Here is a 24,985-nt window from a genome sequence, read left to right as displayed (position 1 = left end):
GGTTCGTGTGGCGGCGTGCTAAAGCGGAAACAGGCTCGTCAGCGGCATATGCGCCCTGACGATCGGCGATTTCAGCACGACGAAGCTGAAATATTTGTCGATGCCGACGTCCATATCCGTGAGGCGCTCCATGATCGTCTGGTATTCACCGATCCCCGAGGTGACGAATTTGACGAGATAGTCGTAGCCGCCGGAAACGAGATGGCATTCGATGACCTGCTCGACCTTTTCGATCGCCGCGAGGAAGCGGGCAAAATCGATCTGCCGGTGGTTCTTCAGGGTGATTTCGGTAAAGACGGTCAGCGTCTGGCCAAGCTTGCCGACGTTGATCTGGGCCGAATAACCTTCGATATAACCTTCCGCCTGCAGCTTCTTCACGCGCATCAGGCACGGGCTCGGGGAGAGCGCCACGAGATCGGCCAGTTCCACATTGGTGATGCGCCCATTCTTCTGCAGTTCGTGGAGGATCTTGACGTCGATTCGATCGAGTTTCACGAAGCACCTATTCGGGTTACAGCAGATTATGCTGTCCAACAGCTTTCATCGAAGGTAACACATTGCCCCTGCCTGTCTATTTCGTTTTGCGAGCTGCCGCGAAGCACAAGCCTCTGTGCACTTCCCGCAAGACGGCATGTTGTGCTGCCGGCCGGCCGAACTCCGGCAACGCAGCATCAGCAATTCTCGCTAGATTACGCCGTAAACGGAGAATACCCCATGCCGGCACCGCTGAAATTCGTTGAGTCACCCCTGAAGCTGCCTGCGGCTGCCGATGCCGTGGTGATCGGCGGCGGGATCATCGGTGTCTTCACGGCATATTATATGGCGCTTCGCGGCCTCAAGGTCGTTCTCGTAGAGAAGGGCCGGATCGGCGCGGAACAGTCGAGCCGGAACTGGGGCTGGTGCCGCCAGCAGAACCGCGATGCGCGGGAGCTGCCGATGGCGACGAAAAGCCTCGATCTCTGGGAGCGTTTTTCGGCAGAGTCCGGCGAAGAGACCGGCTTTCGCCGCTGCGGGCTTTTCTATCTGAGCAACAGCGAGGAAGAACTGGCCGGCTGGGCGCGCTGGCGCGACTTTGCCCGCACAGCCGGCGTCACCACCCATATGCTCGACGGTGCAGAGGCAACCGAGCGCGGCCGTGCGACGGGCAAAGCCTGGAAGGGCGGCGTCTTTTCCCCGACCGACGGGACGGCCGACCCGGCGAGTGCGGCTCCGGCCGTGGCGCGCGCGATCCTGAAACTTGGCGGCACGGTGCGCCAATCCTGTGCCGCCCGCGGCATCGAGACCGAAGGCGGGCGTCTTTCCGCCGTCGTCACCGAGCACGGCACCATTCGCACCCGCATCGCGGTTCTCGCCGGCGGCGCCTGGGCCTCCTCCTTCTGCCATCAGCTCGGCATCCGCTTTCCCCAGGCGTCTATCCGTTCGTCGATCCTTTCGGTTTCGGCGCCTGCCGCTGCGCTGCCGGATGCCCTGCACACCTCCGCCGTCTCTGCCACGCGCCGCGGCGACGGCGGCTATACGCTCGCCATCAGCGGCGGCGGCCGCGTCGACCTGACGCCGCAGCAATTCCGCTACGCGCCGCAGTTTCTGCCGATGTTCATCCGGCGCTGGCGCAGCCTCGCGCCCGGTGGATTGGAGGGCGCAAGGTCCGGCCACGAGACCTTGCGGCGGTGGCGGCTGGACGCGCCGACACCGATGGAACGCATGCGCATTCTAGATCCGAAGGTCGATCGGCCGACGATCGAGCGCACCCATGCGCGCGCCCTTGAGCTCCTGCCCGATCTCAGGACGACGCAGATCACCGCCGCCTGGGCCGGTTATGTCGACAGCACGCCGGACGGCGTGCCCGGGATCGGCGAAATCACCTCGATCCCCGGCTTCATCCTCGCCGCCGGCTTCAGCGGCCATGGCTTCGGCATCGGCCCCGGTGCCGGCCATCTGATCGCCGATATCGTCAGCGGCGACGCACCGATCGTCGATCCCAAGCCCTATCATCCCGACCGCTTCAAGAGATCGGCCTGGGGCAAAGTCGCTGATTTTTAAAGCATGTCGCGCAAAAGTGTGCAGCGGGTTTGCGGCAACGACATGCGTAAAACAAGGACCTAAAGCGCAAGGAGCGAATCTGAAAGATCGCGACGCGCTTTAGTCCGGATCAGTCGGTGAATCTGACCACGACACCCGGCTTCACCATCCCGGCAAGCTCTTCGGCATCCCAGTTGGTCAGGCGGACGCAGCCATGCGAAGCCACCTTGTCGATCAGTTCGGGATCGGGCGTGCCGTGAATGCCGTAGGTCGGCTCGGTCAGGTCGATCCAGACGCTGCCGACCGGCCCGTTTGGTCCCTTGGGGATCGTCAGGACCTTGTTGTTCTTGCCCTGCTTGAAATTCACCTTCGGATCATATCGGTAGACCGGCATGCGGGCGACGCCTTTGACCTTGTGCGTGCCGCTGGGTGAAGGATTGTCTTTGCTGCCGACCGTTGCCGGATAGGCCGCAAGCAGCGCGCCGTCGTTGCCATAGGCCAGCACCTGCCCGCTCCTGCCGTTCACCTCGATGCGCTTGACTTTTCCCTCTCTCGGCGCGCCCGTCGCCACGACTTGGATGGTCTTGCCCGGCGCAAAATCCGAAGCGGGATTGAGCGCCTTCATCAGGTCGATATCCATATGGAAGCGCTCCGACAGCTTCTCGGCCACGCTGGTATAGCCCATGCTCGCCATCTCCGCCTTTTCCCCGTAATCTTCGGGGATACGGTCGACGAGACCGGCGGCATCCTCCTTGGTCACGACGTAGCTTTCGACGATGGGCGCGCCGTTTTCCAGCCGGCCGATCACCTCCGGGTCCAGTTTTCCATCGGAGGGGAGCTTGTTCATCGCCTCGAAGCCGGCCAAGGCCTTGCCGACATTCTCACCATAGAGGCCGTCGATCACGCCGGGAGAGGAGCCCGCGCGGTCGAGAAGCACCTGCAGGCGCACGATCGCCGGGTCAGGGTCCGGCGACGGTTTCTGCGGACGCTCGGCTGCGAGCGAAGCAAGGGAGGCCGTGTTGACGGCCTCCGGCGACAGCTCCAGCGCATCCGCCGTGTCGAGGGAGAAAAGCAAAGCCAGCGTTGCGACCGATATGACAGTTTTCATGAACCATCAAATGATCGCCGGTGCTAGTTGTTCCACAAGGCGTTACTGCAATATGCGCGGCACCTGCACGCCTTCAGGGGCGACGCCGGGCATGGCGTCATAGGCGTGGCCTTCCAGGCCGGTCGCCACGACCGAGACACGGAACCTGCCGTCGAGGCCGCGGTCGAAGATTGCGCCGACGACGATTTCGGCGTCCGCCTGGACTTCGTCGCGAATGCGGCTCGCCGCCTCGTCGACTTCGAACAGCGTCATGTCGGAGCCGCCCGAAATCGAAATCAGCACGCCCTTGGCGCCCTTCATCGAGAGATCGTCGAGCAGCGGGTTTGCGATTGCCCCTTCCGCCGCCTTCATCGCACGGCTTTCGCCCGAGGCTTCGCCCGTGCCCATCATGGCCCGGCCCATGCCGCGCATCACCGACTTCACATCGGCGAAATCGAGGTTGATCAGGCCTTCCTTGACGATGAGATCGGTAATGCAGCCGACGCCGGAATAGAGCACGCGGTCGGCGGTCATGAAGGCATCGGCGAAGGTGGTTTTCGCGTCGGCGATGCGGAAGAGGTTCTGGTTTGGAATGACGATGACGGTATCGGCCGCCTGACGCAGCGCCTCGATGCCGACCTCAGCCGTCCGCATGCGGCGGTTGCCTTCGAAGGAAAATGGCTTGGTGACGACGCCGACCGTCAGGATGCCCGCGTCGCGGGCCGCGCGGGCGATCACCGCTGCCGCACCCGTTCCCGTGCCGCCGCCCATGCCGGCGGTGACGAAGCACATGTGCGAGCCGCTCAAATGATCCATGATCTCGTCGAGCGATTCCTCGGCGGCCGCACGGCCGACTTCCGGCAGCGAACCCGCGCCGAGCCCTTCGGTCACCTGTGCCCCGAGCTGAATGCGCCGGGAGGCCTTCGACGTGGCCAGCACCTGCGCATCCGTGTTTGCGGCGATGAATTCGACGCCGGCCAGATTTTCCGCGATCATGTTGTTGATCGCATTTCCGCCGCCGCCACCGACGCCAATGACGGTGATATGTGGCCGCAGCCCCACGATGCTGCTCTTGGCGTCCGTCATCATATGCTCCTTATGCCCCATGGATGTTCCGTCTTCGCCCGTGACGAATCAATCGTCACATTAAGAACATAAAAAGGCGGCGGCAGGGCGAAAGAATTTGGCTGCGGCGGAGTTTGGCTGGCGGTGTGTGGACTATCGGGCACGGTCCTACGTGCCGGCCTCAACCGCCCTGGCCTCCCAATCCCGCAGCGCATCGCACACCTCGGCCCTAGTCGGCGCGCCGGTGCGGCCGCCGAAGACCTGGCATTTGAGCGCCGCCGCCATGGACGACAATCGCATCGTCTCTTCGATCGGCATGCCTTCCGCGATGGCGAGCGCGAAAGCGCCGTGGAAGATATCGCCGGCCGCGAGCGTATCGACGGCCCTGACCCGAGGTGCCGCGAGATGGCGGATTTTTCCGGTCTGCTCGTCGAACCAGAAGCAGCCGTTTTCGCCTGCGGTGACGCTGATGAAGGCCTGCTCGAACTTTCGCTTCAACAGGCCGACGAGTTCCACGGGATCGGTCGTTCCGGCGAGCCGCTCGGCGGCCGGCTGCGAGAAGACGATGTGGCTTGCCGCCGGCGCCAGCAGTTCGATCACGCCGTTGCCCGCAACATCGCCGTCGAGAATGGCCGGTTTGCCCGCCCCTCTCGCCGCCGACAGCGCCGCCAGCGCGAGCTTTGGCCATCGCACGTCGACGAGCACCGCATCGAAGGACGAGACCTCCCGCTCCGTGACCGGCTTGACCGTATCGTGCAGCCGCACATCGTAGAAGGGCACGATCAGCCGCTCGCCGTCATCATCGATGAGGATTGTCGAGACGGCCGAGCGGGCGCCCCGCACAACCGCCATGCCGCTCGTATCTATGCCGCTCGCGCTGAGATCCGCGATGATGCGTTCGCCCGCGGCATCGTCGCCGACCGCACCCCAGAGGCTGGCATGGCCGCCGAGGCGGGCGACGGCGAATGCCGCGCTCGACGCCATGCCTTCGGCGATCTGCAGCATCTCGTAGGGCAGGATCTTGCCCTGGCCGGTGGGCAGCGAGCGCACGCGGAACAGCGTATCCAGCACCGCCGCGCCGACTGAGAGTACGCGGCGCGCAGGACCGGGAGGCGGCTCGAAGGCGGAAGAAGCCGTCAAAATCTCTGCCTCACCTGCTCACTTGACGGCGCCTGCCGTCAGGCCCGCCACGATCTGCCGCTGCGCAAACACCGTCAGGATCAGCACCGGCAAGGTGACGATCAATGCGGCGGCCGCAAGCGGCCCCCAGCTGACCTGTTCGAAAGACAGCATGTTGTAGACGGCGACGGGGAGTGTTCGCGTCTCGCGGCTGGCGAGCACGATGCCGAAGACGAAGTTGTTCCAGGAGAAGATCACCGACAGGATGAAGGCGACGACGATGCCGGGCCTCGCGATCGGCAGGGCAACCAGGCGGAAGACCTGCCATGGCGTCGCCCCGTCGATGCTTGCCGCCTCTTCGAGTTCCATCGGCGTCGTTTCGAAATAGCCGATCATGATCCACACGACGATCGGCACGGTGACGACGAGATGGATGATGATCTGCGGCATCAGCGTGCCGAGCAGGTTCAGCCACTGGAACAGCAGGAAGAGCGGGATCAGGAAGGAAAGGCCGGGCGTCATGCGCGCGATCATGATGACCATCGCGGATTTCTCCGCCTTCAGCCGCGCGATGCCATAGCCGGCCGGCACGCCGATCAGGAGCGCCAGAAGCGTGGCCGCGCCCGTCACCAGCACCGAATTCCAGAGATAGAGGAAGAAGTTGTTTTCCTCGAAGACCTTCAGATAATTCGACCAGGCGAAACGTTCCGGGATGAAGATCGGCGGATAGGCGCCGTTGTCGATCTCGTATTTCAGCGACAGCGAGATCATCCAGAGGAAGAACAGCACGACCGGCGAGATCATCACCAGCGCGACGAACAGCAGTCCGATGCGATCGAGCGTCTTGCGCTTCATCAGCGTGCCTCCCCGTCGGACCAGTTCACGCGCTGCCGGATCATCATCAGGACGAAGGAGAGCAGCACGATGAGGATGAAGAAGACGACCGCCATGGCCGAGCCGTAGCCGATGTCGTAATAGGCGAAGGCGGTGTTGTAGAGATAGATGTTGATCGTTTCCGACGCCGTGCCGGGCCCACCCTGGGTCATGGCATAGATGATGTCGAAGCTCTTCACCGCATCGATGCTGCGGATGATCACCGCGATCATCAGGAACGGCGCGATCATCGGCAGCGTGAGATAGCGGAATTTCTGCCAGACATTGGCGCCGTCGATTTCAGCGCTCTCGTAAGGCTCGCGCGGGACGGCCGCCAGGCCGCCGAGCACGATCAGCATGACGAGCGGCGTCCACTGCCAGCTTTCGACCAGCACCAGCGATGGAATGACGCTGCTCTGATTGTAGATCCACTCCTGCGGGCCGATGCCGACGAAGGAGAGGAGATAATTGAGCACGCCGAGCTGCGGATGGTACATCATGGTCCAGACGAGCGCGATGGCGACCGGGGTCGCCATCATCGGCATCACGAATATGCCTCGTATGAGGCCCCGCAAGGGGAATCTGGCATCGAAGATCAGCGCGGCGAGCGTCCCCAGGAAAAGGGGAACCACCACGGAGAGCGTCGTATAGAGCACCGTATGCCACAGGGACTCCCAGAATCGCATGTCGGTGGCGAGCCGGATATAATTGTCCAGCCCCGCAAAGACCTGCGACTGACCGAGCGTCCAGCTATTGACGCTCATCCACACCGTAAACACCCATGGAAAGACGATGACGGCTGATATGACGATGAGCGCCGGGATGACGAAGGGCCAGTAGTTGGGAGCAAACCTGTCCGGTTTGCTCCTTCCTTTCGGCGCCTTGGCCACTGCGGCCGTTTCGATGCCTGCCGAGGCCATTATCCCTCGCTCTTCGCCAGGACGGGTTCGAACTGTGCCGTCGCCGTCTTCAGTTCTGTCTCAGGATCGGCGCCGCCGATCATGTTGGTGAGGCCGACGCCATAGATGTCGCGGAACTCGGTGACCGGAATGATGACCGGCAGCGCGAGCTTGGAAATCTTGCCCGAGCCAACGACGGCATCCAGCCATGCGGCCGGCATCTTGACGCCTTCGCGGACCTTCGCATCCTCGAGCACCGACTGGCGGAAAGGAACGCCGGCGCCGGCCTGCAGCAGGCGTGCGCCCATTTCATGCGAAATCGCCCATTGGCAGAAGAGGTAGGCGGCTTCCTTCTTCTGGCTGGCCGCGACGACGCCGAGACCGTCGCCGAAGGTGCCGGCGGCCTGTGCCTTTGGGCCCTTCGGCATGATGCCGTAACCGACCTGGCCGACGACGCGCGACTTTTCCGGGTTTTCGATCGGCGGCGCGAAGCCGACGCCATCGAGCCACATGCCGATCTTGCCCTGCAGGAAGGCCGACTGCGCCTCGGCCCAGTTGAAGCCGGAGACGCCGGGAGGGGCGGTCTTGGTCATCAGCTTCTGGTAAAGCTTGGCCGCATCGACCGCTTCCGGCGAGGTCGTGCGCAGCTTGCCGTCGGGGCCGAGCGGGCTCGAATCATAGCCGAGCAGCAGCGATGTCCAGACCGGCGTATTGGCGTTCTTCAGGCCGCGGGCGACGAAGCCATAGGTGTTGGTCGAAGGATCGGTCAGCGCTTCGGCCGCACTTGCCAGTTCGTCGAAGCTCGTGGGGTAGGCAAGCCCCTTCTTCTCGAACAGCGCCTTGTTCCAGTAGATGATCCAGTAATCGACCGAGAAGGGAAGAGAGCGCAGAACGCCGTCGCCATCCTTGGCGAAAGCGAGGCCGGCTTCGGCAAAATCGCTTTCGGTGAGCGACGGGTCGGTCAGCGAGGCGTCCTTGAGGAAGCCGCTGATATCGGCAAGCCAGCCGCCCTTTTCGAACTGCCGCTTCTGGACATGGTAGCTCATGTGCACGACGTCGAAGCTCGGCTTGCCGGAGCTGAGCTCGATCGTCGTCTTCTGGCGCTGCTGCTGCTCGGGCGTCGCTTCGGCATTGACCTTGATGCCGGTGAGCGCCTCGAATTCAGGCAGGTACTTCAGAAGGATTTCGCTGCGCGGGCTCTTGACCAGGTTGACTTCGAGCGTCGTGCCGGTGAAGCGCTTCCAGTCGACGGCGGCCGATGCGGCGCGCATGCCGAGCATGCTGCTCGCCCCAAGCGCGGCCGTGCCCGCCAGAAATCCTCTGCGCGTCGGATTGAAGAATGATGGCATGTGAGTTCCTCCTCCTTTATGTGCCGGCGATCTCCTCATCGCCGGCCGATTATTCCCGATTATATCCTCAGCGCACGATCCCTTGCACCGTTGATGTGTGCGACAAGGCTGTTGACGGCGTCCTCCGCCGATCGTCGTTCGATCGCCTCGAGCACCTTCAGATGCTCGCCCATGACAGGCCCGACATGGCCCTCGATGCGGAAACGGTCCTGGCTGATCAGGCGCATCTTGATCGAGTTCACGCGGTAGGCGTTCGAGATGATGGTGTTTCCAAGCGCATCGATAAAGGCGTCGTGCATGCCCCAGTCGACGGCCTGCGCGCGCAGTTCCAGCTCATGCGATCCGTCGCCGCTGCGAATGGCATCGGCGATATCCCGATGCTGCTTCAGGAGTTTCGCGATCGTCTCGTCCGAGGCGGACCTGGTAAACAGCGCCACGGCTTCCTTCTCCAGGAATACGCGCAGCTGGAAGGCCTCGCGAATGAGGTTGAGATCGATGTGGGCGATCTGCAGACCCCGCTGCGGCACGGTCTTGATCAGCCCTTCAGCTTCGAGCCGGGGGATGAGCTCGCGGATGGCGCCGAGCGGCAGGCCCGTCAGCTCGACGAGCCGGCGCTGGGAAACGAACTGGCCGGGGCGCACGTCACGCGCAAGAAGATGGCGCGTGAAGCTCGCATACGCCTTTTCCCGCAGTGTCGGCTGCTCCTCCGTTTCCTCCATCGCCTCCCCCACGAACATGTCTGACCTATGCGGCTTTCGAGCGGAAAAGATGATCGAAAGCCAGGGCGAGCTGCGCCTGCCCTTCGGCGGATATCGAAACCAGCGGCGGACGAACCGCAATCCAGCTCTCCTCCGACGTGGTGCGCGCGATCATCGCCTTCACCGCCGGGATGACGGGATGTTTCAGCAGTTCCACCACCATATTCTCGATGCGGACGTCGTCCTTGCCCTCTTCGGCCAGCGGCCTGAGTTCGCGGGGCGCGAAATTCGCCATGCCCGAGATCGCGCCCTGGCCGCCGAGCTGCACGGCTTTGGCGAGGTGCCGTTCGTCGCCCACCAGGATGATGAGATCGTTATGCGCCTTCAGCAGGCTTTCGGTATAGGGCCAGTCGCCGGAGGAATCCTTGACGCCGGTGACGATATTGGGAAAAGCGGCCTTGAGACGGCCGATCAGCGACACGGTCAGCGGAACCATGGTGACCGAAGGCAGGTTGTAGACGATGATATCGCGCGCCTTGTCGCCCAGCAGGGCGAAGACGGCGGAAAACCACTGGAAGACGCCGTCATCGCTGACATTCTTGAAATAGGACGGCGGGGCAAGAAGGATATTGCGGGCGCCGAGCGAAAGGGCCTGACCGGCCTGCGTCGCCGCATCCTCCGCGGCATCGACCAACACGCCGGCGATGATGTTGCCAGGCGCAATGCCGGCATCGAGGAAGGCAGACAGCACGCGCTCCCGTTCCCCGTTGCCGATCGAAGAACCTTCACCCGTCGTCCCGAACAGCGTCACGCTGGAGCATCCGGCAGCAAGGCACCGCCGCGCCTGCGCGATCATCACCTCGATCGCAATATTGCCGTTCTCATCGAACGGCGTGGCGAGGGCGACGGAAAGCCCGAATTTTGATGTCAACTTCATTCCTCCCAGCTAACGGGTCAGGTGTAGCAGACTGACATGTTAGTTGTAAAGGGGTGATTGTTCGGTGGTCGGTCTTGGCGGTTGGCGACGACCGACAATGTCTCTTGCACTCAGAAGGGCCTCAAAGTACTGAAGCGATGGGTCGAGAAACTGGATATCGCGGGAAACATAAACCTTTTCACTAGACTAGCCGATGATGTTGCTGCAGCTTGAATTGATAACCATTTCAGCATAGGACACGCAGGTGGTGGTGCCTGTCGAGTTGCGGGCACCAATTTGGAGTGTCTGAGGATTCGTCACGCCCCCATGCGAATAAGCAGCAATTTGCGCAATGGAAGAAGTGCATCATCTCGCTGTTTCAGTCTCAAGAAAAAATCGCACAGGTATGTTCAATATTCGATGGATCTTCTCGGAGAGAAGCAGAAAAATTAGGGAATGAGCTTAGACAGCTCGGACCATTTCGTCAAAATAGTTATCCCGACTCCAATCATACCAACGATTGACGCGACCTTGGCTGTCGTGGGGAGGCTGTCAACTCTCCCCTTGAGTTCTCCAAATGCTGACGCTGAGGGGAGGCCTTCTATTTTGCCCTTAATATAGGCCATATCGTTGGCAATCGAGTCTAGTTTGCCATCAATCTTGTCAAACTTCTTTTCGAGGGCTTCGACGCGAGCTTCCATACCATCGAATGTGCCACCTCCGCCGCCGGATTTCAATGGCAGCGCAGCGCGCGCTGCATTCGTTCTCTCGTGCCACATGCCTTCGAGTTCAGAAAGTCTGTCCGTCACTTCGTCGCCTCCCGACCTTCACTCAGAAGCAACTCCATGCCTTTGCCCAAGTTATCTTGATAAGCATATACCTGTTCAGCGAACTTCTTGAGTAGATCAACGTGTTCCTGACTCTCCGAAAGAGAGATGAGAAGAGAAATCAACTCCATAGACATATCTCGGATGTTAGAAAGATCAGCATATATATTTGCTGCGAGTTCCAAGGACACAGGTCGACGGTTGTTCTTGAATGCTTGGCGTAAAGATTCTTGAAACGGCTTATCGGTTCTCTCGCTCATGCGACCCTCAAGCTTCTTTCGACCGCTGCGGCGTCATCACCGAAGGCTCCCATCGCGACCTGCGTCTGCTTATCATGCCGAAAGTCCGCAGCATCGATCCGAATTGACGAAAACGCTTCTATCGTCGTCATAGAGCTCCAACCATCTCATTACCCTCTCCAAACAATCTGAACTTGCATCAAGAGCTGGATCTTGTCGAGGGGCGTGAGAGTGGCTAGGCTTGCATGGGAACGCAGACATCACGCTCGAAGCGATTCGGCTATCTTTTGCGAGCGTTTTGAACCGCCCGCTCCCATTCGGAGTAGATGTTGGGATTTTTCGCTTTCGCGCGCAGATGATCAATAGTTGGCTTCAGAACATCCCAGTCTTTGATGAAGGAACTGCGATAGAAACGGTAAAAGGTGTCGCGTTCTATCCTCGAAGTGTTGACATGCAGGCCGATCCACTCATTGAAGTTTAAGAACCTGCGCAGTTCATTTTGATCATCGGGAGAAAGATCGGCATATTCCGTTTTCGGCATGAGTTTTTCTTGCGCTATCAGGCGCAGCAAAGCGTTCCGAAGTACCAAAAACTCCTCGGAATCTAGCTTCTCGATCAATGTATATGCGCGGTCTCGAGCGATGGCCCGTCTCTGCAGGACGGAGGACGCGACAAAGATAGGTAAGGGCACTATCAACGCGAAGACGGTGGCGATAGCTGCTGCCGACTCCAGGGCGTCATGATGCTGAACCAGTAAGCTACGGATAAGATCAAACATCCTGCTGCTTTCTATGGAAGTGAGCGCGAAACAGACAAGGGTGGCAGCGGTCATTCCTACGATGCCACCCCAGTTTAGGTGCCTGCGCTAAGGTTCCTTAGAGACACGTCGAGCAGTTGCCGCAAAGACAACATTCGATCGCGTGGGCCCTTTTGTTTCTTCGCCCCCTTCATAGGTGAAAGGGCCAACGCTAACTGAATCGACGGCGCTCCGGGAGTATGTTTCTGCTTTGTCCGCAACAGCAACTGCGGATGTAACGTAGTACGGCCTGTTGTTTTTTAGGGTCTCCGTTTTGCATTTGGACGCTAGGTTGCTGAGAATGTAACTGGGCACATTATCAACGCCATCAATAGAAGTGACGGTGAAACCCGTCACCTTTACTCGATCGTAAGGGAACCTAGCTTTCCCGAGCCCGAGGGGAAGAGAAACACTCGCTTGATAGACGGTGTCTTCGGCGATATCGCCGGGACGCTTCTCCTCTTTTACTGGCATAGCCTTTAACGCATTTTGTTTTTCAAAATCCTTCTGGCAGATAGGATGTATCGAACCGTCGGCGGCTTGGTGATAGATGCGCCCTGGCTGAATTGTCGTTGCGCGCACCAAGCTTGTTGAAATAGCGCCCGGCCCTAAAGCGTCAACGGCCGCGGTTTGTTTGATGTACATACGTCGCGGAAGAAACGTTCCGTCAGTTCCGCAAGATGTTACTAATGCTGCGGATGAAACAAGTACAAAAAAGGTTTTCATGATGCCCCTCTCAAGCTAACGAACTTTATTAATTGATGATTCTTCTTTGCAGTCAACTCCTAGTGTGTATGCAGCAAAGTGCGATACAATGATGGGGTGCGCATCATCTGCAGCCGGCGAATTCTTAAGGCCTCATGGCTGGACGTGGTGACGATCTCATTGTCGCCAATTTTCAGCCGCTCAGACCGGCAAAGGTGGCCAATGGCAGCTCCAAAAGGAAATGAGTTCTGGATGGCTCCAGGCAGCCATGGCCGGATACCAACATTCGCATCTCCGGAAATTGGGCCGCTGCAAGCGAGTATTTCGCTTGGGTAGAGGAAAAACCGCTTTGGGAGAGTAGAGCATTCGCATCCGGTGGCAAGGTGACCGCAAAGCAATTTCTGGAAGATGCGCGCTATGACCATTGCGGGGCTCTGCACCTTCCTCGATATCGCTCGCGGCACGTGGGATGAATACCGCAGCGAGAGTGATTTCTCGGGAGTAGTAACGCGCGTCGAGGAAATCATTCTGCCCAGAAGTACGAAGGGGCGGCCGCCGACCTGCTGAATTTGAACATCGTCGCCCGCGATTTGGGCCTTCGGGACAAGCGGGACGTTGACGTGGCCGACAAATTGGTGCGGGTCCCGCAGATATCGATCAATGGCAAGTCAGAGTGATGGGGCGTTAACGTTCGACTTCTATCAACCAGGTCACGTAGAGAAGGTGGATTTTGCGCCTGGTTTCGTCACCGTCGGCTGTAATCCATCGAGGTATCCTAGATCGCGTGGAGGAAGCCCGCCTCTGCGTCGTACAGAAATCGGAGACGGGTTTTTCGGTTGATCGACCATTTCGCCTTCGTACTGGCCTGCTTTATTGACGGCGCCGGCTAGACCGTCTCCGCCGCATCGATCCGCGCCGCCTGGCGCGTGGCATGGATGAAGGCAAGGACGAAAATGATTGAGAGCACGAGCACGATGGTCGGTGCGGGGGCGCTGTCGATGAAGAAGGACAGGTAGACGCCGGTGAAGGAGCCGGTGACGGCGATGGCGACCGACAGGATGAGCATGGTGCTGAACTTGCGGGTCAGCAGGAAGGCGATGGCGCCGGGCGCGATCAGCATGGCGATCGAAAGGATGATGCCGACCGCCTGCAGGGCGCCGACGATCGTGAGCGAGATGAGAGCGAGCAGGCCGTAATGCAGGAGACCGATCCTGAGCCCCACGGCTTTTGCCTGCGTGGGGTCGAAAGCATGCAGCAGGAAGTCTTTCCATTTGACGCCGAGAATGCCCGCCGTGACCGCGGCGATCGCGGCCGCCTGCGCAATGTCTCCCCAGGAAACGCCGAGCATGTCGCCGAACAGGATATGGTCGAGATGCACGTCGGTCTGGATTTTGACGTAGAGCACCAGACCCAGACCGAACATGCCGGAAAAGACGATGCCCATCACCGTATCCTGCTTGATGCGGCTGTTGTCCTTCAGGAAACCGGTGGCGATGGCGCAGATCATGCCGGCTGCGAAGGCGCCGACGGCATAGGGAAAGCCGACGATATAGGCGATGACGACGCCCGGAAAGACCGCGTGGCTGATCGCGTCGCCCATCAGCGACCAGCCCTTCAGCACCACGAAGCAGGACAGAAGCGCCATGGGCACGGCGACCAGCACCGAAATGACAAGCGCATGGACCATGAATTCGAACTGGAAAGGCGAAAGCAGCGTTTCGGTGATCGTCATCGTCCGGCCTCCAGGGCCTGCGCGGCCCGCCTGCGTGCGGCGAGCATTCCGTGCTTGGGGGCGAGGAAGAAGGCAAGCAGGAAGATTGCCGTCTGCAGCACGACGATGATGCCGCCGGTCGCCCCATCGAGGAAATAGCTCGCATAGGCGCCAGCGAAGCTGGTGATCGAGCCGATCGCCACCGCGATGAGCAGGAGCCGCGGGAAACGGTCGGTCAGCAGATAGGCGGTCGCGCCCGGCGTCACCACCATGCAGATGACCAGGAACGCGCCGACCGTCTGAAGCGCTGCGACGGTGGAGGCGGAAAGCAGCGTGAAGAACATGATCTTGAGCACGGTCGGATTGAGGCCGATCGAGCGGGCATGGTTCTCGTCGAAGAATGTGACCATCAGATCCTTCCATTTGACGAGCAGGATGGCCAGCGACACGAAGCCGATGATGGCAAGCTGCAGCGTATCCTCGGGCGTGATGGCGAGAATGTTGCCGAGCACGATCGTCTGGATGTTCACCGCGGTCGGCTTCAGCGACACCATGAACAGGCCGAGCCCGAAGAAGGAGGAAAAGATCAGGCCGATAATGGCGTCTTCCTTCAGCTTGGTGCGCTGATTGAGGAAAAGCATGGCGGCGGCGGCAAGCCCGCCGGAGAAGAAAGCGCCGATCGAGAAGGGAAGCCCGAGCATATAGGCGCCGGCCACGCCGGGGACGATCGCATGCGAGAGCGCATCGCCGATCAGCGACCAGCCCTTCAGCATCAGGTAACAGGAGAGAAAGGCGCAAACGCCGCCGACGAGGGCAGAGACCCACATGGCGTTCAGCATGTAGTTGTAGGTGAAGGGCTCGGTGAGAATGGCCGTCATTCCCAGCCTCCGCCGTCTCCATCCGATGCGCCTGCGGTCGCCTTGCCTTCGCGAAACACGAGAGGCCGTTCGTCGTCGCTGACCAAGCCGATCGATGTCGGCCTGCCGCTTGGGGCTTCGGTCAGCACGAAATGGCGCAGCACGCCGCCGAAGGCCTTCTCCAGGTTTTCCTGGGTGAAGGTTTCGAAGGTCGGGCCGTAGGCGAGCACCGTGCCCTTGATCAGGATCGTCCTGTCGCAGAATTCCGGCACGGAGCCGAGATTATGCGTCGAAACCAGCATGACGCGGCCCTCGTCGCGGAGTTCCCGGAGCAGCTTGATGATCTGCTCCTCGGTCTTGACGTCCACGCCGGTAAACGGCTCGTCGAGCAGGATGACCTTTCCGTCCTGCGCCAGCGCGCGGGCGAGGAAAACCCGCTTCTTCTGGCCGCCGGAAAGCTCGCCGATCTGGCGCTTGCGGAATTCGCTCATGTTGACGCGGGCAAGGGCGGCGGCCACCGCCTGGTGATCGGCGGCCTTCGGATTACGCATCATGCCCATATGGCCGTAGCGGCCCATCATCACGACGTCCTCGACCAGAACCGGAAAATTCCAGTCGACCTCTTCCGACTGCGGCACATAGGCGACGAGGTTCTTTCGCAGCGCATCCTTGACCGGCATGCCGAGCACGCGGATCTCGCCCTTGGCGAGGCGGATGAAGCCCATGATCGATTTGAAGAGCGTCGATTTTCCCGAACCGTTGACGCCGACCAGCGCGGTGATCGTGCCGGTGGGGGTGGTGAAACTTGCGTCCCGCAGCGCCGTATGGCCGTTGCGATAGGTGACGGTCGCGCCGTCCACCAAAATCCCGGTCCCCTCGAAACCGGATGCGGCCTGCTTCTGCCGGCCGGGTTGAACACTCATCGAAACACCCCCATGAACACATGAACAGGCCCCGCCCGCAGGCGAGGCCCCTATCGGCCGATCAGGATGAGGACGCCAGGCCCTTGGCGATGGTTTCCGACGTGACCTTGAGGAGATCGAGATAGGTCGGAACCGGGCCATCGGCCTCGCTCAGCGAGTCGACATAGAGAACGCCGCCATATTTGGCGCCCGTCTCCCGCGCCACCTGTTCGGCGGGCTTGGACGAGATCGTGCTTTCGGAAAAGACGACGGTGATGCCGTTCTTGCGGACGGCGTCGATCACCTTGCGCACCTGCTGCGGCGTGCCCTGCTGGTCGGCGTTGATCGGCCACAGATAGAGTTCCTTCAAGCCGAAATCGCGGGCGAGATAGGAGAAGGCGCCTTCGCTCGACACCAGCCAGCGCTTGGCCTCTGGCACGGCGGCAAGCTGCGTCTTGATGGGATCGATGGTCGCCTTGATCTTCTCCCTGTAGGCTTCGGCATTGGCCTTGTAGGCCTCGGCATTGGCGGGATCGTGCTTGACGAAGGCATCGCGGATATTGTCGACATAGATCAGCGCCGCCGTCGGCGACATCCAGGCATGCGGGTTCGGCTTGCCCTCATAGGGGCCTTCGGAAATGCCCATCGGTTCGACGCCGGTGGAGACGACGACGTCAGGCACATCGTTCAGGTTCTGGAAGAATTTCTCGAACCAGCGCTCGAGATTGAGCCCGTTCCACAGGATGAGCTGGGCGCCCTGGGCGCGCTGGATATCGCCCGGCGTCGGCTGGTAATTGTGGATCTCGGCGCCCGGCTTGGTGATGGACTCGACGACCGCCGCGTCCCCCGCGACGTTCTTGGCGATGTCGGCGATGACGGTGAAGGTCGTCACCGCCTTGAACTTCTCCTGCGCCGATGCCGGCATGACCGTCAGCACGGCCGCAAACGCCGCTCCCATCATCCCGGCCAGGACCGACCGTCGTACCTTATCGAGCATGGATGTCTCCGGTTGCTATTAAGAATTAATTGCAGTTCGAGATCGCAACCTGCTCACATGGTTTGCAAGACACGGCCCCCGGTTCCTCCATATTCTGCAATTGCGAATGAATTGCAATAAGAAATTCAACGAGGAGGATTGGCCGCCGAACATCAAATCGGCCCGCTGTCGCAAAACAGCAGGCCTCCCAAGCGAATCTCCGCCGCAATGGTTCACGCAAAGCAAGCGGCCGCGGAGGTTTCCAGACGCTCCGCAGCCGGCCCGATAGGTGAGGCTATTCCTTCACCGCACCGGTCATCGAGGACACGTAGTAGTCGACGAAGAAGGAGTAGAGGATGACGACAGGCAGGGAGCCGAACAGTGCGCCCGCCATCAGCGATCCCCATTCGAAGACGTCGCCGCGCACTAGTTCGGTGAGGACGCCGACCGGAATGGTCTTGTTCTCCGAGGACTGGATGAATGTCAGCGCGTAGATGAATTCGTTCCAGGAGAGCGTGAAGGCGAAGATGCCGGCCGAGATCAGGCCCGGCACCGCAAGCGGCAGGATGATCTTGACGAGGATCTGCCAGCGGTTGGCGCCGTCCACCAGCGCGCTTTCTTCGAGCTCGAACGGGATCGAGCGGAAATAGCCCATCAGCAGCCAGGAGCAGAAGGGAATGAGGAAGGTCGGATAGGTGAAGATCAGCGCCAGGCGCGAGTCGTAGATCCCGAGCTTGAAGACGATGAAGGCGAGCGGGATGAAGAGGATCGACGGCGGAATGAGATAGGCGAGGAAGATGACGAGGCCGATCTGGCGCGAGCCGGTGAAGCGCACGCGCTCGATCGCATAGGCGCCGAAGACCGAGGCCACCAGCGACAGTGCGGTCGAGCCCACGGCCACCAGCATCGTGTTCCACAGCCAGCCGGGATAGGATGTCTCCAGGAACAGGTATTTGATGTGGTCGAGCGTCGGCCCGACCACCCAGAAGGGGCTGTAATTGTTGTAGTCCGTCAGCTGCTCGTTCGGCTTCACGGCGGTGATCGCCATCCAGTAGAAGGGAAAGAGCAGCACGAAGACGAAGACCGCCATCGGCAGGTAGAGCATCACCACGCGCCGCGGCAGGCGGTTCAGGTAGCTCATGCCCTCGGCATTGTCTGTCAGGACCTCATCGGCCGTTTTGAGATTGGTCGACATGGCTTGCTCCTTAATCCTGTCCGCCCTGCTGCCATTTGCGGCGTTGCAGACCGAAGAAACTGAACATGATGGCGCCGAGCAGGAAGGGTATCATGGCGACGGCGATGGCCGCGCCCTCCCCGAGCTGCCCGCCCGGAATGCCGCGCTGGAAGGAGAGTGTGGCCATCAGATGCGTGGCGTTGACGGGCCCGCCCTTGGTCAGCACGTAGATCAGCTGGAAATCCGTGAAGGTGAAGAGCACCGAGAAGGTCATGACGACGGCGATGATCGGCGTCAGCATCGGCAGCGTCACATAGCGGAAGCGCTGCCAGCTCGTCGCGCCGTCGAGCGAGGCCGCTTCCTGCAGCGAGGCCGGGATGGTCTGCAGGCCGGCGAGCAGCGAGATCGCCACGAAGGGAATGCCGCGCCAGACATTGGCGACGATGACCGAGATGCGGGCATTGGTGGGATCGCCGAGGAAGTTGATCGGCGCGCTGATCAGCCCGAGCTTCATCAGCGACCAGGAGACGATCGAGAACTGGGAATCGTAGATCCACCAGAAGGCCAGCGCCGAAAGCACCGTCGGCACCACCCAGGGGAGCAGCACGATCGCCCGGAAGAAGGATTTGAACGGTAGGTGCTGGTTCAGAAGCAGCGCCAGCCACAGGCCGAGCGCGAATTTCAGAGCCGAGGCGATGACGGTGTAGAGAATGGTGTTGAAGACCGACAGCCAGAAAACCGCGTCGTCGGCCAGGAACTGATAGTTCTCCAGGCCGATGAAGATGCCGTCCCGGCCGATCCGCGTGTCGGTAAAGCCAAGCCAGACGCCGAGCCCCAGGGGATAGGTGAGGAAGCAGACGAGAAACACCGCGGCCGGCAGCATGAAGAGGAAGCCGAGCACATTGTTGTTCTGCAGGAGCGAGGGGCCGCGCGTATCCCCGGATTTCAAGGTCGACATTGCTTGTCTCCAGATTGCATTCAATTCTGATGCATGTCGCCCGGAAGTGTGCAGCGGTTCCGGGACAACGACATGCATAAAAACAAGGAACTAAAGCGCGGCGCATGGATCAAAATCTGATGTGACGCGCTTTAGAGAACTCTGCGGCATGCCGGAAAGGCATGCCGCATGTCTCGGCTCCGGATCAGACGCGGTAGTAGCGGTTTGCCCGGCGTTCGGCTTCCTTCATCGCGTCCTCGGGCGATTTCTGGCCGGTGACGGCGGCGGCATACATGTCGACCAGCACGTAGTCGGCCATGGTCGCTGCCGAGGCGTAGCCGAGCGGGCCGGCATAACCGTTCGGGCGCAGCTTTTCCGAGGCGCGCGCATAGGGCGCGTGCACCGGGTCGGCGGTCCAGATCGGGTTCTTGGCGAAGGCCTTCAAAGGCTGGCAGCAATAGGCGCTGGAGCCCTGGATCCAGGCATTCATCTGGTCGGCTTCCATCATGAACTTGATGTAGGCCTTGGCGGCTTCCGGATATTTGCTGTGCTTGAAGAGCAGCAGCGAGCTCGTCTGGCAAAGCTCGACGCTCTTGCCGACCGGTCCGATCGGGAAGTTCGTCGTGCGGATGTCCTTGGCGATCTCGGCAAGCTTCGGATCGTTCTTGGCCGTGTAATAGACCGAAACGCCGTTGGCGATCAGCGATACCTGGCCGGCCAGGAAGGCGCGGTTGTTGTTGACGTCCTGCCAGCTTTCCGTGCCCGGAATGAAGGTCGCGTAGAGTTCCTTGGCATAGTTGATCGAAGCCAGCGTCTCGGGGCTGTTGATCGTCACCGTGCCGCCTTCGTCGACCATCTTGCCGCCATGGCTCCAGAGCAGCCAATGGGCGTAGTTGTTGCCGTCGCCGACCGCCTTGCCGTGCGGGAAGCCGGCGGGCGTGCCCTTTGCCTTCATCGCCTTGCAGAGTTCGAGGAAGCCTGCGGTATCGTTCGGGAATTCGTTGAAACCGGCCGCCTTCACATGGCTGTCGCGATAGACGACGGCATTGCCGATCGCCGTCAGCGGCATGGCGATGAACTTGTCATCGCGTGTGGCGTAGCCTTTCACGCCGTCGTACCAGCCCTCGTACTTGTTGCCGAGATAATTGCCGAGTTCGGTGAGATCGACCAGCTTGTCCGGATATTGGTGCGCGTCGTCGAACCAGCACATGATGAGGTCGGGGCCGGAGCCGACATTGGCGGCAACGGCAGCCTTCGGACGGATGTCCTCCCAGCTCTCCTTGTCGATGCGTACTTCCACACCGGTCGCTTCGGTGAACTTCTTGGTATTGGCGATCCAGGCTTCCTCATCGCCCTTTACGAAAGGCGTCCAGCGCAGGAGCCGCAGGCTTGCGCCGCTTTCCGGCGTATAGGTCGGTTCGGCTTGCGCGAAAGAGGGCTTGATGCCGAGGCCGGCGACACCGGCAACGGCTGCCGATGCAGCAAGAAATTCACGTCTCTTGATCGTCATGAGATTCCTCCTCATTGAAACAGCGGGAGCAATTCCCCGGCGTTCACCTCCCGCTTGGTGAACGGCGGCCTGGCATTCGCGAAACAGGAGCGTGCGCCCCGGTGGAGAACTCGCCCCTCGAATGCTTGCGCTCCGGCGGAATGGGAGACTCCTCCTCTCCCGTCACCCCGCCGGATGGCGTCAGTCGCTCAATCTCTTGCCGCCTTCGGCGTCGAAGAGATGGACATGCTTGGCGTCGATCGCCACGCGGATGGCTTCGCCCGGCCGCGCGTCGACACGCTCGCGGAACACGCAGCTGACATCGCTGCCGCCGAGGCGGACGGTCAGATGCGTCTCATAACCGGTCGGTTCGATCACCCCGATCTCGGCCGGCACGCCGTTCGGATCGAGCGAGATATATTCGGGGCGCAGCCCGTAGACGAGATCGCGGCCGATGGCGCTCGCCGGCGGATTGGCGACCGGCAGCCGCGTGCCGTTGGCGGCGACGAACTGGCCGGGATTATCAGGATCGAGCCTGCCGTGGATCATGTTCATCGCCGGCGAGCCGATGAAGCCGCCGACGAAGAGATTGGCGGGGCGGTCGTAAAGTTCGAGCGGGCTGCCGATCTGCTCGACGATGCCGTCATGCATGACGACGATCTTGTCGGCCATCGTCATCGCCTCGATCTGGTCATGGGTGACGTAGACGGTCGTCGTCTTCAGGCGCTGGTGCAGTTCCTTGATCTCGGCGCGCATGGCGACGCGCAGCTTCGCATCGAGGTTGGACAGCGGCTCGTCGAACAGGAAGACTTCCGGGTTGCGCACGATGGCCCGGCCCATGGCGACGCGCTGGCGCTGGCCGCCGGAAAGCTGGCGCGGATAACGGTCGAGCAGCTTGTCGAGGCCGAGAATGCCGGCGGCATATTTCACCCGTTTTTCGGCTTCCGCCTTCGGCGCCTTGTTGAGCATGAGCGAGAAGCCCATGTTCTGCTCCACCGTCATATGCGGATAGAGCGCATAATTCTGGAACACCATGGCAATGTCGCGGTCCTTCGGCGGCAGCGTGTTGACGACACGCCCGCCGATCTTGATCTCGCCGCCGGAAATATTCTCGAGCCCGGCCAGCATCCGCAGAAGCGTGGACTTGCCGCAGCCCGAGGGGCCGACGAGGATGACGAATTCCCCATCGGCGATATCGATATCCACCCCCTTGATGACAGGATGAACACCGAACGATTTCCGGACATCCGCGAATTGAACGTTTGCCATACTCCCTCCTCCCAGATCATGAGCACTGCATATATGTCGTTTCGGCCGGTGCGCCGGCCGGTCTTCTCACCCTCGCCCGACGAAGGGCATTTTCGTTGCCATCACGGTCATGGTCAGCACGTTGGCGCTGAGCGGCAGGCTGGCCATGTAGACGACCGCGTCGGCAATATGCGCAGCGTCGATCGTCGGCTCCACGGCGACGCTGCCGTTCGCCTGCATCACGCCTGATGCCATCCTCGTCGTCATGTCGCTCGCCGCATTGCCGATATCGATCTGGCCGCAGGCGATGTCGAATTCACGCCCGTCGAGAGCGGTGGATTTTGTCAGGCCCGTAATGGCGTGTTTCGTCGCCGTATAGGGTGCGGAATTCGGCCGCGGCGTGGTCGCCGAGATGGAGCCGTTGTTGATGATGCGCCCGCCCCTCGGGCTCTGGCTCTTCATCAGCCGGAAAGCCTGCTGGGTGCAGAGAAAGGCGCCGGTGAGGTTGGCCGCGACGATGGCGCTCCACTGCTCGAAGGAAACCTCTTCGAGAGCCACACCCGGCACGCCGACGCCGGCATTGTTGACCAGGAGGTCGAGCCGCCCGTATTTGTCCGAGATCGCGTCGAAGAGAGCCCGCACGGAAGCGGGATCGCCGACATCGGCGGGAACCGCTGAGAATTCCGCGCCCGTCTCGCCGCTAAGCTCCGTGACTGCCTTTTCGAGCACGTCGGCGCGACGACTCGATATGACGACCGTGTAGCCGGCAGCGCCGAGCGCTTTTGACATGGCGCGGCCGACGCCGGTGCCGCCGCCGGTCACGAGCGCGATCTTTGCCTCTCCGCCCGCCGATGCGCTCATGCGATCCTCCCACCGAGTTCATCCTCGATATGTACTTTCAGGATCTCGTCGAAGCTCGTCTCCGCCGTAAAGCCGAGCGAGGCCGCTCTCGTCGCATCGAACTGGGTCGGCCAGCCGGCGACGATGCGTTCGATCACGGGATCGGGCACTGGCTTGATGAGGGCGACCGCCTTGTCGCCGGCCACCCGGCGCAGGGCTTCGATCTGTTCGGAGACCAGCGCGGAAAGGCCGGGCATGGTGAGGTTGCGGCGCGCGCCGATCCTCGCCGTATCGATCGTCGCGGCATGGACGAAGAAGCCGACGGCCGCGCGCGGGCTGGCAAACCAGTGCCGGACGCTGTCGCTGACCGGCAATATCGCTTCCTTGCCGACCAGCGGCTCGCGCAGGATGTTGGAGAAGAAGCCGGATGCGGCCTTGTTCGGCGCGCCGGGACGCACGCAGATGGTCGGCAGCCGGATGCCGATGCCGTCGAAGATGCCGCGGCGGGAATAGTCGGCGAGCAGCAGTTCGGCGATCGCCTTCTGGGTGCCGTAGCTCGTCAGCGGCGTGGTGAAGAATTCGTCCGGAATGACCTCCGGGAACGGCGTGCCGAAGACGGCGATCGAGGAGGCGAAGACGACGCGCGGCACATAATCGCTCTTGAGGCCGAGCTGGCGGATCGCATCGAACAGCGCGCGCGTGCCGTCGAGATTGACGGCGTAACCCTTGTCGAAATCCGCCTCCGCTTCGCCCGAAACGATAGCGGCAAGATGGAAGATCAGATCCGGGCGGCTTTCGATCAGCCTGTCGGCGGCGCCTGCGCCGGCAAGATCGACCGTCATCGCCGTGGAGATGGGGCGGAGCGCTTCCGGCACCGGCGGCTGAAAGGCGTCCACCAGCGTCAGGCGGGTGACGGGCCGGCCGAAGCTCAGCGGCTCACGCGCGATCTTTTCGACCAGCTTGCGGCCGACCATGCCGGCCGCGCCCAAAATCATCACATGCATGTCGGCTCTTCCTCCCGTCGGCCGGTGTCGTCAGTCATGTTCGCGCCGCTCGTCGCATTGCCCTTGCGTCTTCGCATATAGGGCAGAAGATCACGCCGGCAGGATGCGCATCGTCTCCTTCTTCGACAGCCTCTTGCGGCCATCGGCGATGGACACGATCCGGCTGCCTCCGGTCGAATTCAGGCATATTTGCAACCTGCGGGTCAAGCCACCTTGCATGACGGCCTAGCCTTCCATGCCGGGCAATGTGGCGCCGCATTTGCGCGCCAGGATCTTCGCCACCGCCGCATCGTCCTCACGGCCGAGCCCCGCCTGCGAGGCTTCGACGAAAAGTTCCAGCGCGGTCGCCGCAAGCGGCGTCACGCCGCCGGTCCGCTCTGCCTCCGACCGGACGATGCCGAGATCCTTGACGAAAATATCGACCGCCGAGCGCGGCGTGTAATCGCCGGCGACGATGTGTTCGCCGCGGTTTTCGAACATCCAGGACGAGCCGGCCGAAACGCGCAGGACATCGTAGAGCGTCTTGAGGTCGATGCCGGTCTTGGCCGCGAGCGTCATGGCTTCCGCGGTGGCGGCGATGTGGACGCCGGCCAGGAGCTGGTTGATCATCTTGACCTGGGAGCCGGGGCCGGGCCGGTCGCCGAGCCGGAAGACCTTGGCCGATACGGCGTCGAGTGCCGCACCGGCGCGCGCGAAAGCCTCGTCCGTCCCCGAAGCCATGACGGTGATCTCGCCGGAGAGCGCCTTGACGTGGCCTCCCGAAACCGGCGCGTCGACGACCAGCATGCCGGCCGCCTGCAGGCGCTCGGAAATCGAGATCGTCGCACTCGGCGCCATGGTGGTGCAGAGCAGGAATACGGTGCCGGCGGCGGCCGTTTCCAGCGCGCCTTGCGGCCCGAACAGCACATGTTCGACCTGGGCGTGATTGACGACATAGACGAAGACGCTCTCGGCGCCCTGGGCTGCCGCGGCCGGCGTGTCGCAGGCCTTGCCGCCCGCTTCGGAAAAGCGTTGCAGCACGTCCTGGCGGACGTCGCATCCGCTGACGGCAAAGCCTGCCCTCAGAAGCGAGAGGGCGGCACCCCAGCCCATCGAGCCGAGGCCGATGACCGTTGCTTTCCTGCTGTCCTGCACGGCTCTTCTCCTCGCACCATACAAGTTTTTCGGCGGCGTTATCGATACCGGTATCGGTAACAAGCCTTATTTTTATCAGTTATGTCAAGTGGCGGTCGTCTTCCTTTTCACTGGAAAAAGC

25 protein-coding genes are annotated in these 24,985 nt (G+C 61.5%); 1 reads left to right on the top strand and 24 read right to left on the bottom strand.

What is annotated here, in order from left to right:
- Nucleotides 1–18: 18 nt before the first annotated feature.
- The gene (locus tag ATY78_RS06355; protein ID WP_008532606.1) at nt 19–495 is read right to left on the bottom strand and encodes an Lrp/AsnC family transcriptional regulator; all 477 of its coding nucleotides are present in this window, start codon (nt 493–495) and stop codon (nt 19–21) included.
- Between the two features lie 219 nt (nt 496–714).
- Here ATY78_RS06355 and ATY78_RS06350 point away from each other — a divergent pair, with 219 nt between their 5' ends.
- Nucleotides 715–2,040, top strand: a complete 1,326-nt coding sequence (locus ATY78_RS06350) for an FAD-binding oxidoreductase (RefSeq protein WP_088681486.1) — start codon at nt 715–717, stop codon at nt 2,038–2,040.
- 109 nt (nt 2,041–2,149) lie between these two features.
- Here ATY78_RS06350 and ATY78_RS06345 read toward each other — a convergent pair whose 3' ends face one another.
- The 23 genes from ATY78_RS06345 to ltnD form a co-directional block, all read right to left on the bottom strand.
- Nucleotides 2,150–3,127: a L,D-transpeptidase gene (locus ATY78_RS06345; RefSeq protein WP_088681485.1), complete on the bottom strand. Its 978-nt coding sequence runs from the start codon at nt 3,125–3,127 to the stop codon at nt 2,150–2,152.
- A gap of 42 nt (nt 3,128–3,169) precedes the next feature.
- On the bottom strand, nt 3,170–4,192 hold the full coding sequence (gene ftsZ, locus ATY78_RS06340) for a cell division protein FtsZ (RefSeq protein WP_088681588.1): 1,023 nt from the start codon (nt 4,190–4,192) through the stop codon (nt 3,170–3,172).
- A gap of 147 nt (nt 4,193–4,339) precedes the next feature.
- Nucleotides 4,340–5,311 carry a sugar kinase gene (locus ATY78_RS06335; RefSeq protein ID WP_088681484.1) on the bottom strand — a complete coding sequence of 324 codons (972 nt, stop codon included), beginning with the start codon at nt 5,309–5,311 and terminating at the stop codon, nt 4,340–4,342.
- 18 nt (nt 5,312–5,329) lie between these two features.
- Nucleotides 5,330–6,145 carry a carbohydrate ABC transporter permease gene (locus tag ATY78_RS06330; protein ID WP_033183241.1) on the bottom strand — a complete coding sequence of 272 codons (816 nt, stop codon included), beginning with the start codon at nt 6,143–6,145 and terminating at the stop codon, nt 5,330–5,332.
- Nucleotides 6,145–7,083, bottom strand: a complete 939-nt coding sequence (locus ATY78_RS06325; RefSeq protein WP_088681483.1) for a sugar ABC transporter permease — start codon at nt 7,081–7,083, stop codon at nt 6,145–6,147. Before ATY78_RS06325 ends, ATY78_RS06330 begins: the two co-directional genes overlap by 1 nt.
- Nucleotides 7,083–8,411 (bottom strand): sugar ABC transporter substrate-binding protein, encoded by a 1,329-nt coding sequence (locus ATY78_RS06320; protein ID WP_088681482.1) that lies wholly within the window; start codon nt 8,409–8,411, stop codon nt 7,083–7,085. Before ATY78_RS06320 ends, ATY78_RS06325 begins: the two co-directional genes overlap by 1 nt.
- A gap of 59 nt (nt 8,412–8,470) precedes the next feature.
- The gene (locus ATY78_RS06315; protein WP_190237407.1) at nt 8,471–9,148 is read right to left on the bottom strand and encodes a GntR family transcriptional regulator; all 678 of its coding nucleotides are present in this window, start codon (nt 9,146–9,148) and stop codon (nt 8,471–8,473) included.
- Nucleotides 9,149–9,155: 7 nt separating this feature from the next.
- The gene (locus ATY78_RS06310) at nt 9,156–10,040 is read right to left on the bottom strand and encodes a dihydrodipicolinate synthase family protein (protein WP_088681586.1); all 885 of its coding nucleotides are present in this window, start codon (nt 10,038–10,040) and stop codon (nt 9,156–9,158) included.
- A 434-nt stretch (nt 10,041–10,474) separates the two neighbouring features.
- Entirely contained in the window at nt 10,475–10,834 is a 360-nt protein-coding gene (locus ATY78_RS06305) for a hypothetical protein (protein WP_141105626.1), read from the bottom strand.
- Nucleotides 10,831–11,112 carry a hypothetical protein gene (locus tag ATY78_RS06300; RefSeq protein WP_088681480.1) on the bottom strand — a complete coding sequence of 94 codons (282 nt, stop codon included), beginning with the start codon at nt 11,110–11,112 and terminating at the stop codon, nt 10,831–10,833. Before ATY78_RS06300 ends, ATY78_RS06305 begins: the two co-directional genes overlap by 4 nt.
- Nucleotides 11,113–11,371: 259 nt before the next feature.
- On the bottom strand, nt 11,372–11,923 hold the full coding sequence (locus tag ATY78_RS06295) for a DUF4760 domain-containing protein (protein WP_088681479.1): 552 nt from the start codon (nt 11,921–11,923) through the stop codon (nt 11,372–11,374).
- 33 nt (nt 11,924–11,956) lie between these two features.
- Entirely contained in the window at nt 11,957–12,613 is a 657-nt protein-coding gene (locus tag ATY78_RS28135) for a hypothetical protein (protein WP_141105625.1), read from the bottom strand.
- Nucleotides 12,614–13,478: 865 nt separating this feature from the next.
- Complete coding sequence (locus tag ATY78_RS06285; RefSeq protein WP_088681478.1) at nt 13,479–14,324, bottom strand: metal ABC transporter permease; 846 nt, start codon at nt 14,322–14,324, stop codon at nt 13,479–13,481.
- Nucleotides 14,321–15,181: an iron/manganese ABC transporter permease subunit SitC gene (sitC, locus tag ATY78_RS06280; protein WP_088681477.1), complete on the bottom strand. Its 861-nt coding sequence runs from the start codon at nt 15,179–15,181 to the stop codon at nt 14,321–14,323. Before sitC ends, ATY78_RS06285 begins: the two co-directional genes overlap by 4 nt.
- Nucleotides 15,178–16,083: a manganese/iron ABC transporter ATP-binding protein gene (locus ATY78_RS06275; RefSeq protein WP_088681476.1), complete on the bottom strand. Its 906-nt coding sequence runs from the start codon at nt 16,081–16,083 to the stop codon at nt 15,178–15,180. The genes sitC and ATY78_RS06275 overlap by 4 nt, the downstream gene beginning before the upstream one ends.
- Before the next feature lie 61 nt (nt 16,084–16,144).
- Complete coding sequence (locus ATY78_RS06270) at nt 16,145–17,059, bottom strand: metal ABC transporter substrate-binding protein (protein ID WP_088681475.1); 915 nt, start codon at nt 17,057–17,059, stop codon at nt 16,145–16,147.
- Between the two features lie 274 nt (nt 17,060–17,333).
- On the bottom strand, nt 17,334–18,233 hold the full coding sequence (locus ATY78_RS06265; RefSeq protein ID WP_088681474.1) for a carbohydrate ABC transporter permease: 900 nt from the start codon (nt 18,231–18,233) through the stop codon (nt 17,334–17,336).
- Nucleotides 18,234–18,243: 10 nt separating this feature from the next.
- Nucleotides 18,244–19,170, bottom strand: a complete 927-nt coding sequence (locus tag ATY78_RS06260; RefSeq protein WP_088681473.1) for a sugar ABC transporter permease — start codon at nt 19,168–19,170, stop codon at nt 18,244–18,246.
- Between the two features lie 184 nt (nt 19,171–19,354).
- Nucleotides 19,355–20,659 carry an ABC transporter substrate-binding protein gene (locus ATY78_RS06255; protein ID WP_088681472.1) on the bottom strand — a complete coding sequence of 435 codons (1,305 nt, stop codon included), beginning with the start codon at nt 20,657–20,659 and terminating at the stop codon, nt 19,355–19,357.
- A gap of 180 nt (nt 20,660–20,839) precedes the next feature.
- Complete coding sequence (ugpC, locus tag ATY78_RS06250; RefSeq protein WP_088681471.1) at nt 20,840–21,907, bottom strand: sn-glycerol-3-phosphate ABC transporter ATP-binding protein UgpC; 1,068 nt, start codon at nt 21,905–21,907, stop codon at nt 20,840–20,842.
- A gap of 66 nt (nt 21,908–21,973) precedes the next feature.
- Nucleotides 21,974–22,747 carry an SDR family oxidoreductase gene (locus ATY78_RS06245; RefSeq protein ID WP_088681470.1) on the bottom strand — a complete coding sequence of 258 codons (774 nt, stop codon included), beginning with the start codon at nt 22,745–22,747 and terminating at the stop codon, nt 21,974–21,976.
- Nucleotides 22,744–23,730, bottom strand: a complete 987-nt coding sequence (denD, locus tag ATY78_RS06240; RefSeq protein WP_088681469.1) for a D-erythronate dehydrogenase — start codon at nt 23,728–23,730, stop codon at nt 22,744–22,746. The genes ATY78_RS06245 and denD overlap by 4 nt, the downstream gene beginning before the upstream one ends.
- 225 nt (nt 23,731–23,955) lie before the next feature.
- Nucleotides 23,956–24,864: an L-threonate dehydrogenase gene (gene ltnD, locus ATY78_RS06235; RefSeq protein WP_088681468.1), complete on the bottom strand. Its 909-nt coding sequence runs from the start codon at nt 24,862–24,864 to the stop codon at nt 23,956–23,958.
- Between the last annotated feature and the right edge of the window lie 121 nt (nt 24,865–24,985).

This window comes from Rhizobium sp. R635 (assembly GCF_002211285.1).
Classification (GTDB): Bacteria; Pseudomonadota; Alphaproteobacteria; order Rhizobiales; family Rhizobiaceae; genus Rhizobium.
This window is presented reverse-complemented; position numbering and strand designations above follow the sequence as displayed.

Coding starts and splice junctions, on each gene's coding strand:
- ATY78_RS06325 (WP_088681483.1), bottom strand. CDS start 7,083: ATGGCCTCGGCAGGCATCGAAACGGCCGCAGTGGCCAAGGCGCCGAAA.
- ATY78_RS06285 (WP_088681478.1), bottom strand. CDS start 14,324: ATGACGATCACCGAAACGCTGCTTTCGCCTTTCCAGTTCGAATTCATG.
- ATY78_RS06300 (WP_088681480.1), bottom strand. CDS start 11,112: ATGAGCGAGAGAACCGATAAGCCGTTTCAAGAATCTTTACGCCAAGCA.
- ftsZ (WP_088681588.1), bottom strand. CDS start 4,192: ATGACGGACGCCAAGAGCAGCATCGTGGGGCTGCGGCCACATATCACC.
- ATY78_RS06350 (WP_088681486.1), top strand. CDS start 715: ATGCCGGCACCGCTGAAATTCGTTGAGTCACCCCTGAAGCTGCCTGCG.
- ATY78_RS06265 (WP_088681474.1), bottom strand. CDS start 18,233: ATGTCGACCAATCTCAAAACGGCCGATGAGGTCCTGACAGACAATGCC.
- ugpC (WP_088681471.1), bottom strand. CDS start 21,907: ATGGCAAACGTTCAATTCGCGGATGTCCGGAAATCGTTCGGTGTTCAT.
- ATY78_RS06245 (WP_088681470.1), bottom strand. CDS start 22,747: ATGAGCGCATCGGCGGGCGGAGAGGCAAAGATCGCGCTCGTGACCGGC.
- denD (WP_088681469.1), bottom strand. CDS start 23,730: ATGCATGTGATGATTTTGGGCGCGGCCGGCATGGTCGGCCGCAAGCTG.
- ATY78_RS06295 (WP_088681479.1), bottom strand. CDS start 11,923: ATGACCGCTGCCACCCTTGTCTGTTTCGCGCTCACTTCCATAGAAAGC.
- ATY78_RS06275 (WP_088681476.1), bottom strand. CDS start 16,083: ATGAGTGTTCAACCCGGCCGGCAGAAGCAGGCCGCATCCGGTTTCGAG.
- ATY78_RS06260 (WP_088681473.1), bottom strand. CDS start 19,170: ATGTCGACCTTGAAATCCGGGGATACGCGCGGCCCCTCGCTCCTGCAG.
- ATY78_RS28135 (WP_141105625.1), bottom strand. CDS start 12,613: ATGAAAACCTTTTTTGTACTTGTTTCATCCGCAGCATTAGTAACATCT.
- ATY78_RS06345 (WP_088681485.1), bottom strand. CDS start 3,127: ATGAAAACTGTCATATCGGTCGCAACGCTGGCTTTGCTTTTCTCCCTC.
- ATY78_RS06320 (WP_088681482.1), bottom strand. CDS start 8,411: ATGCCATCATTCTTCAATCCGACGCGCAGAGGATTTCTGGCGGGCACG.
- ATY78_RS06255 (WP_088681472.1), bottom strand. CDS start 20,659: ATGACGATCAAGAGACGTGAATTTCTTGCTGCATCGGCAGCCGTTGCC.
- ATY78_RS06270 (WP_088681475.1), bottom strand. CDS start 17,059: ATGCTCGATAAGGTACGACGGTCGGTCCTGGCCGGGATGATGGGAGCG.
- sitC (WP_088681477.1), bottom strand. CDS start 15,181: ATGACGGCCATTCTCACCGAGCCCTTCACCTACAACTACATGCTGAAC.
- ATY78_RS06330 (WP_033183241.1), bottom strand. CDS start 6,145: ATGAAGCGCAAGACGCTCGATCGCATCGGACTGCTGTTCGTCGCGCTG.
- ATY78_RS06315 (WP_190237407.1), bottom strand. CDS start 9,148: ATGTTCGTGGGGGAGGCGATGGAGGAAACGGAGGAGCAGCCGACACTG.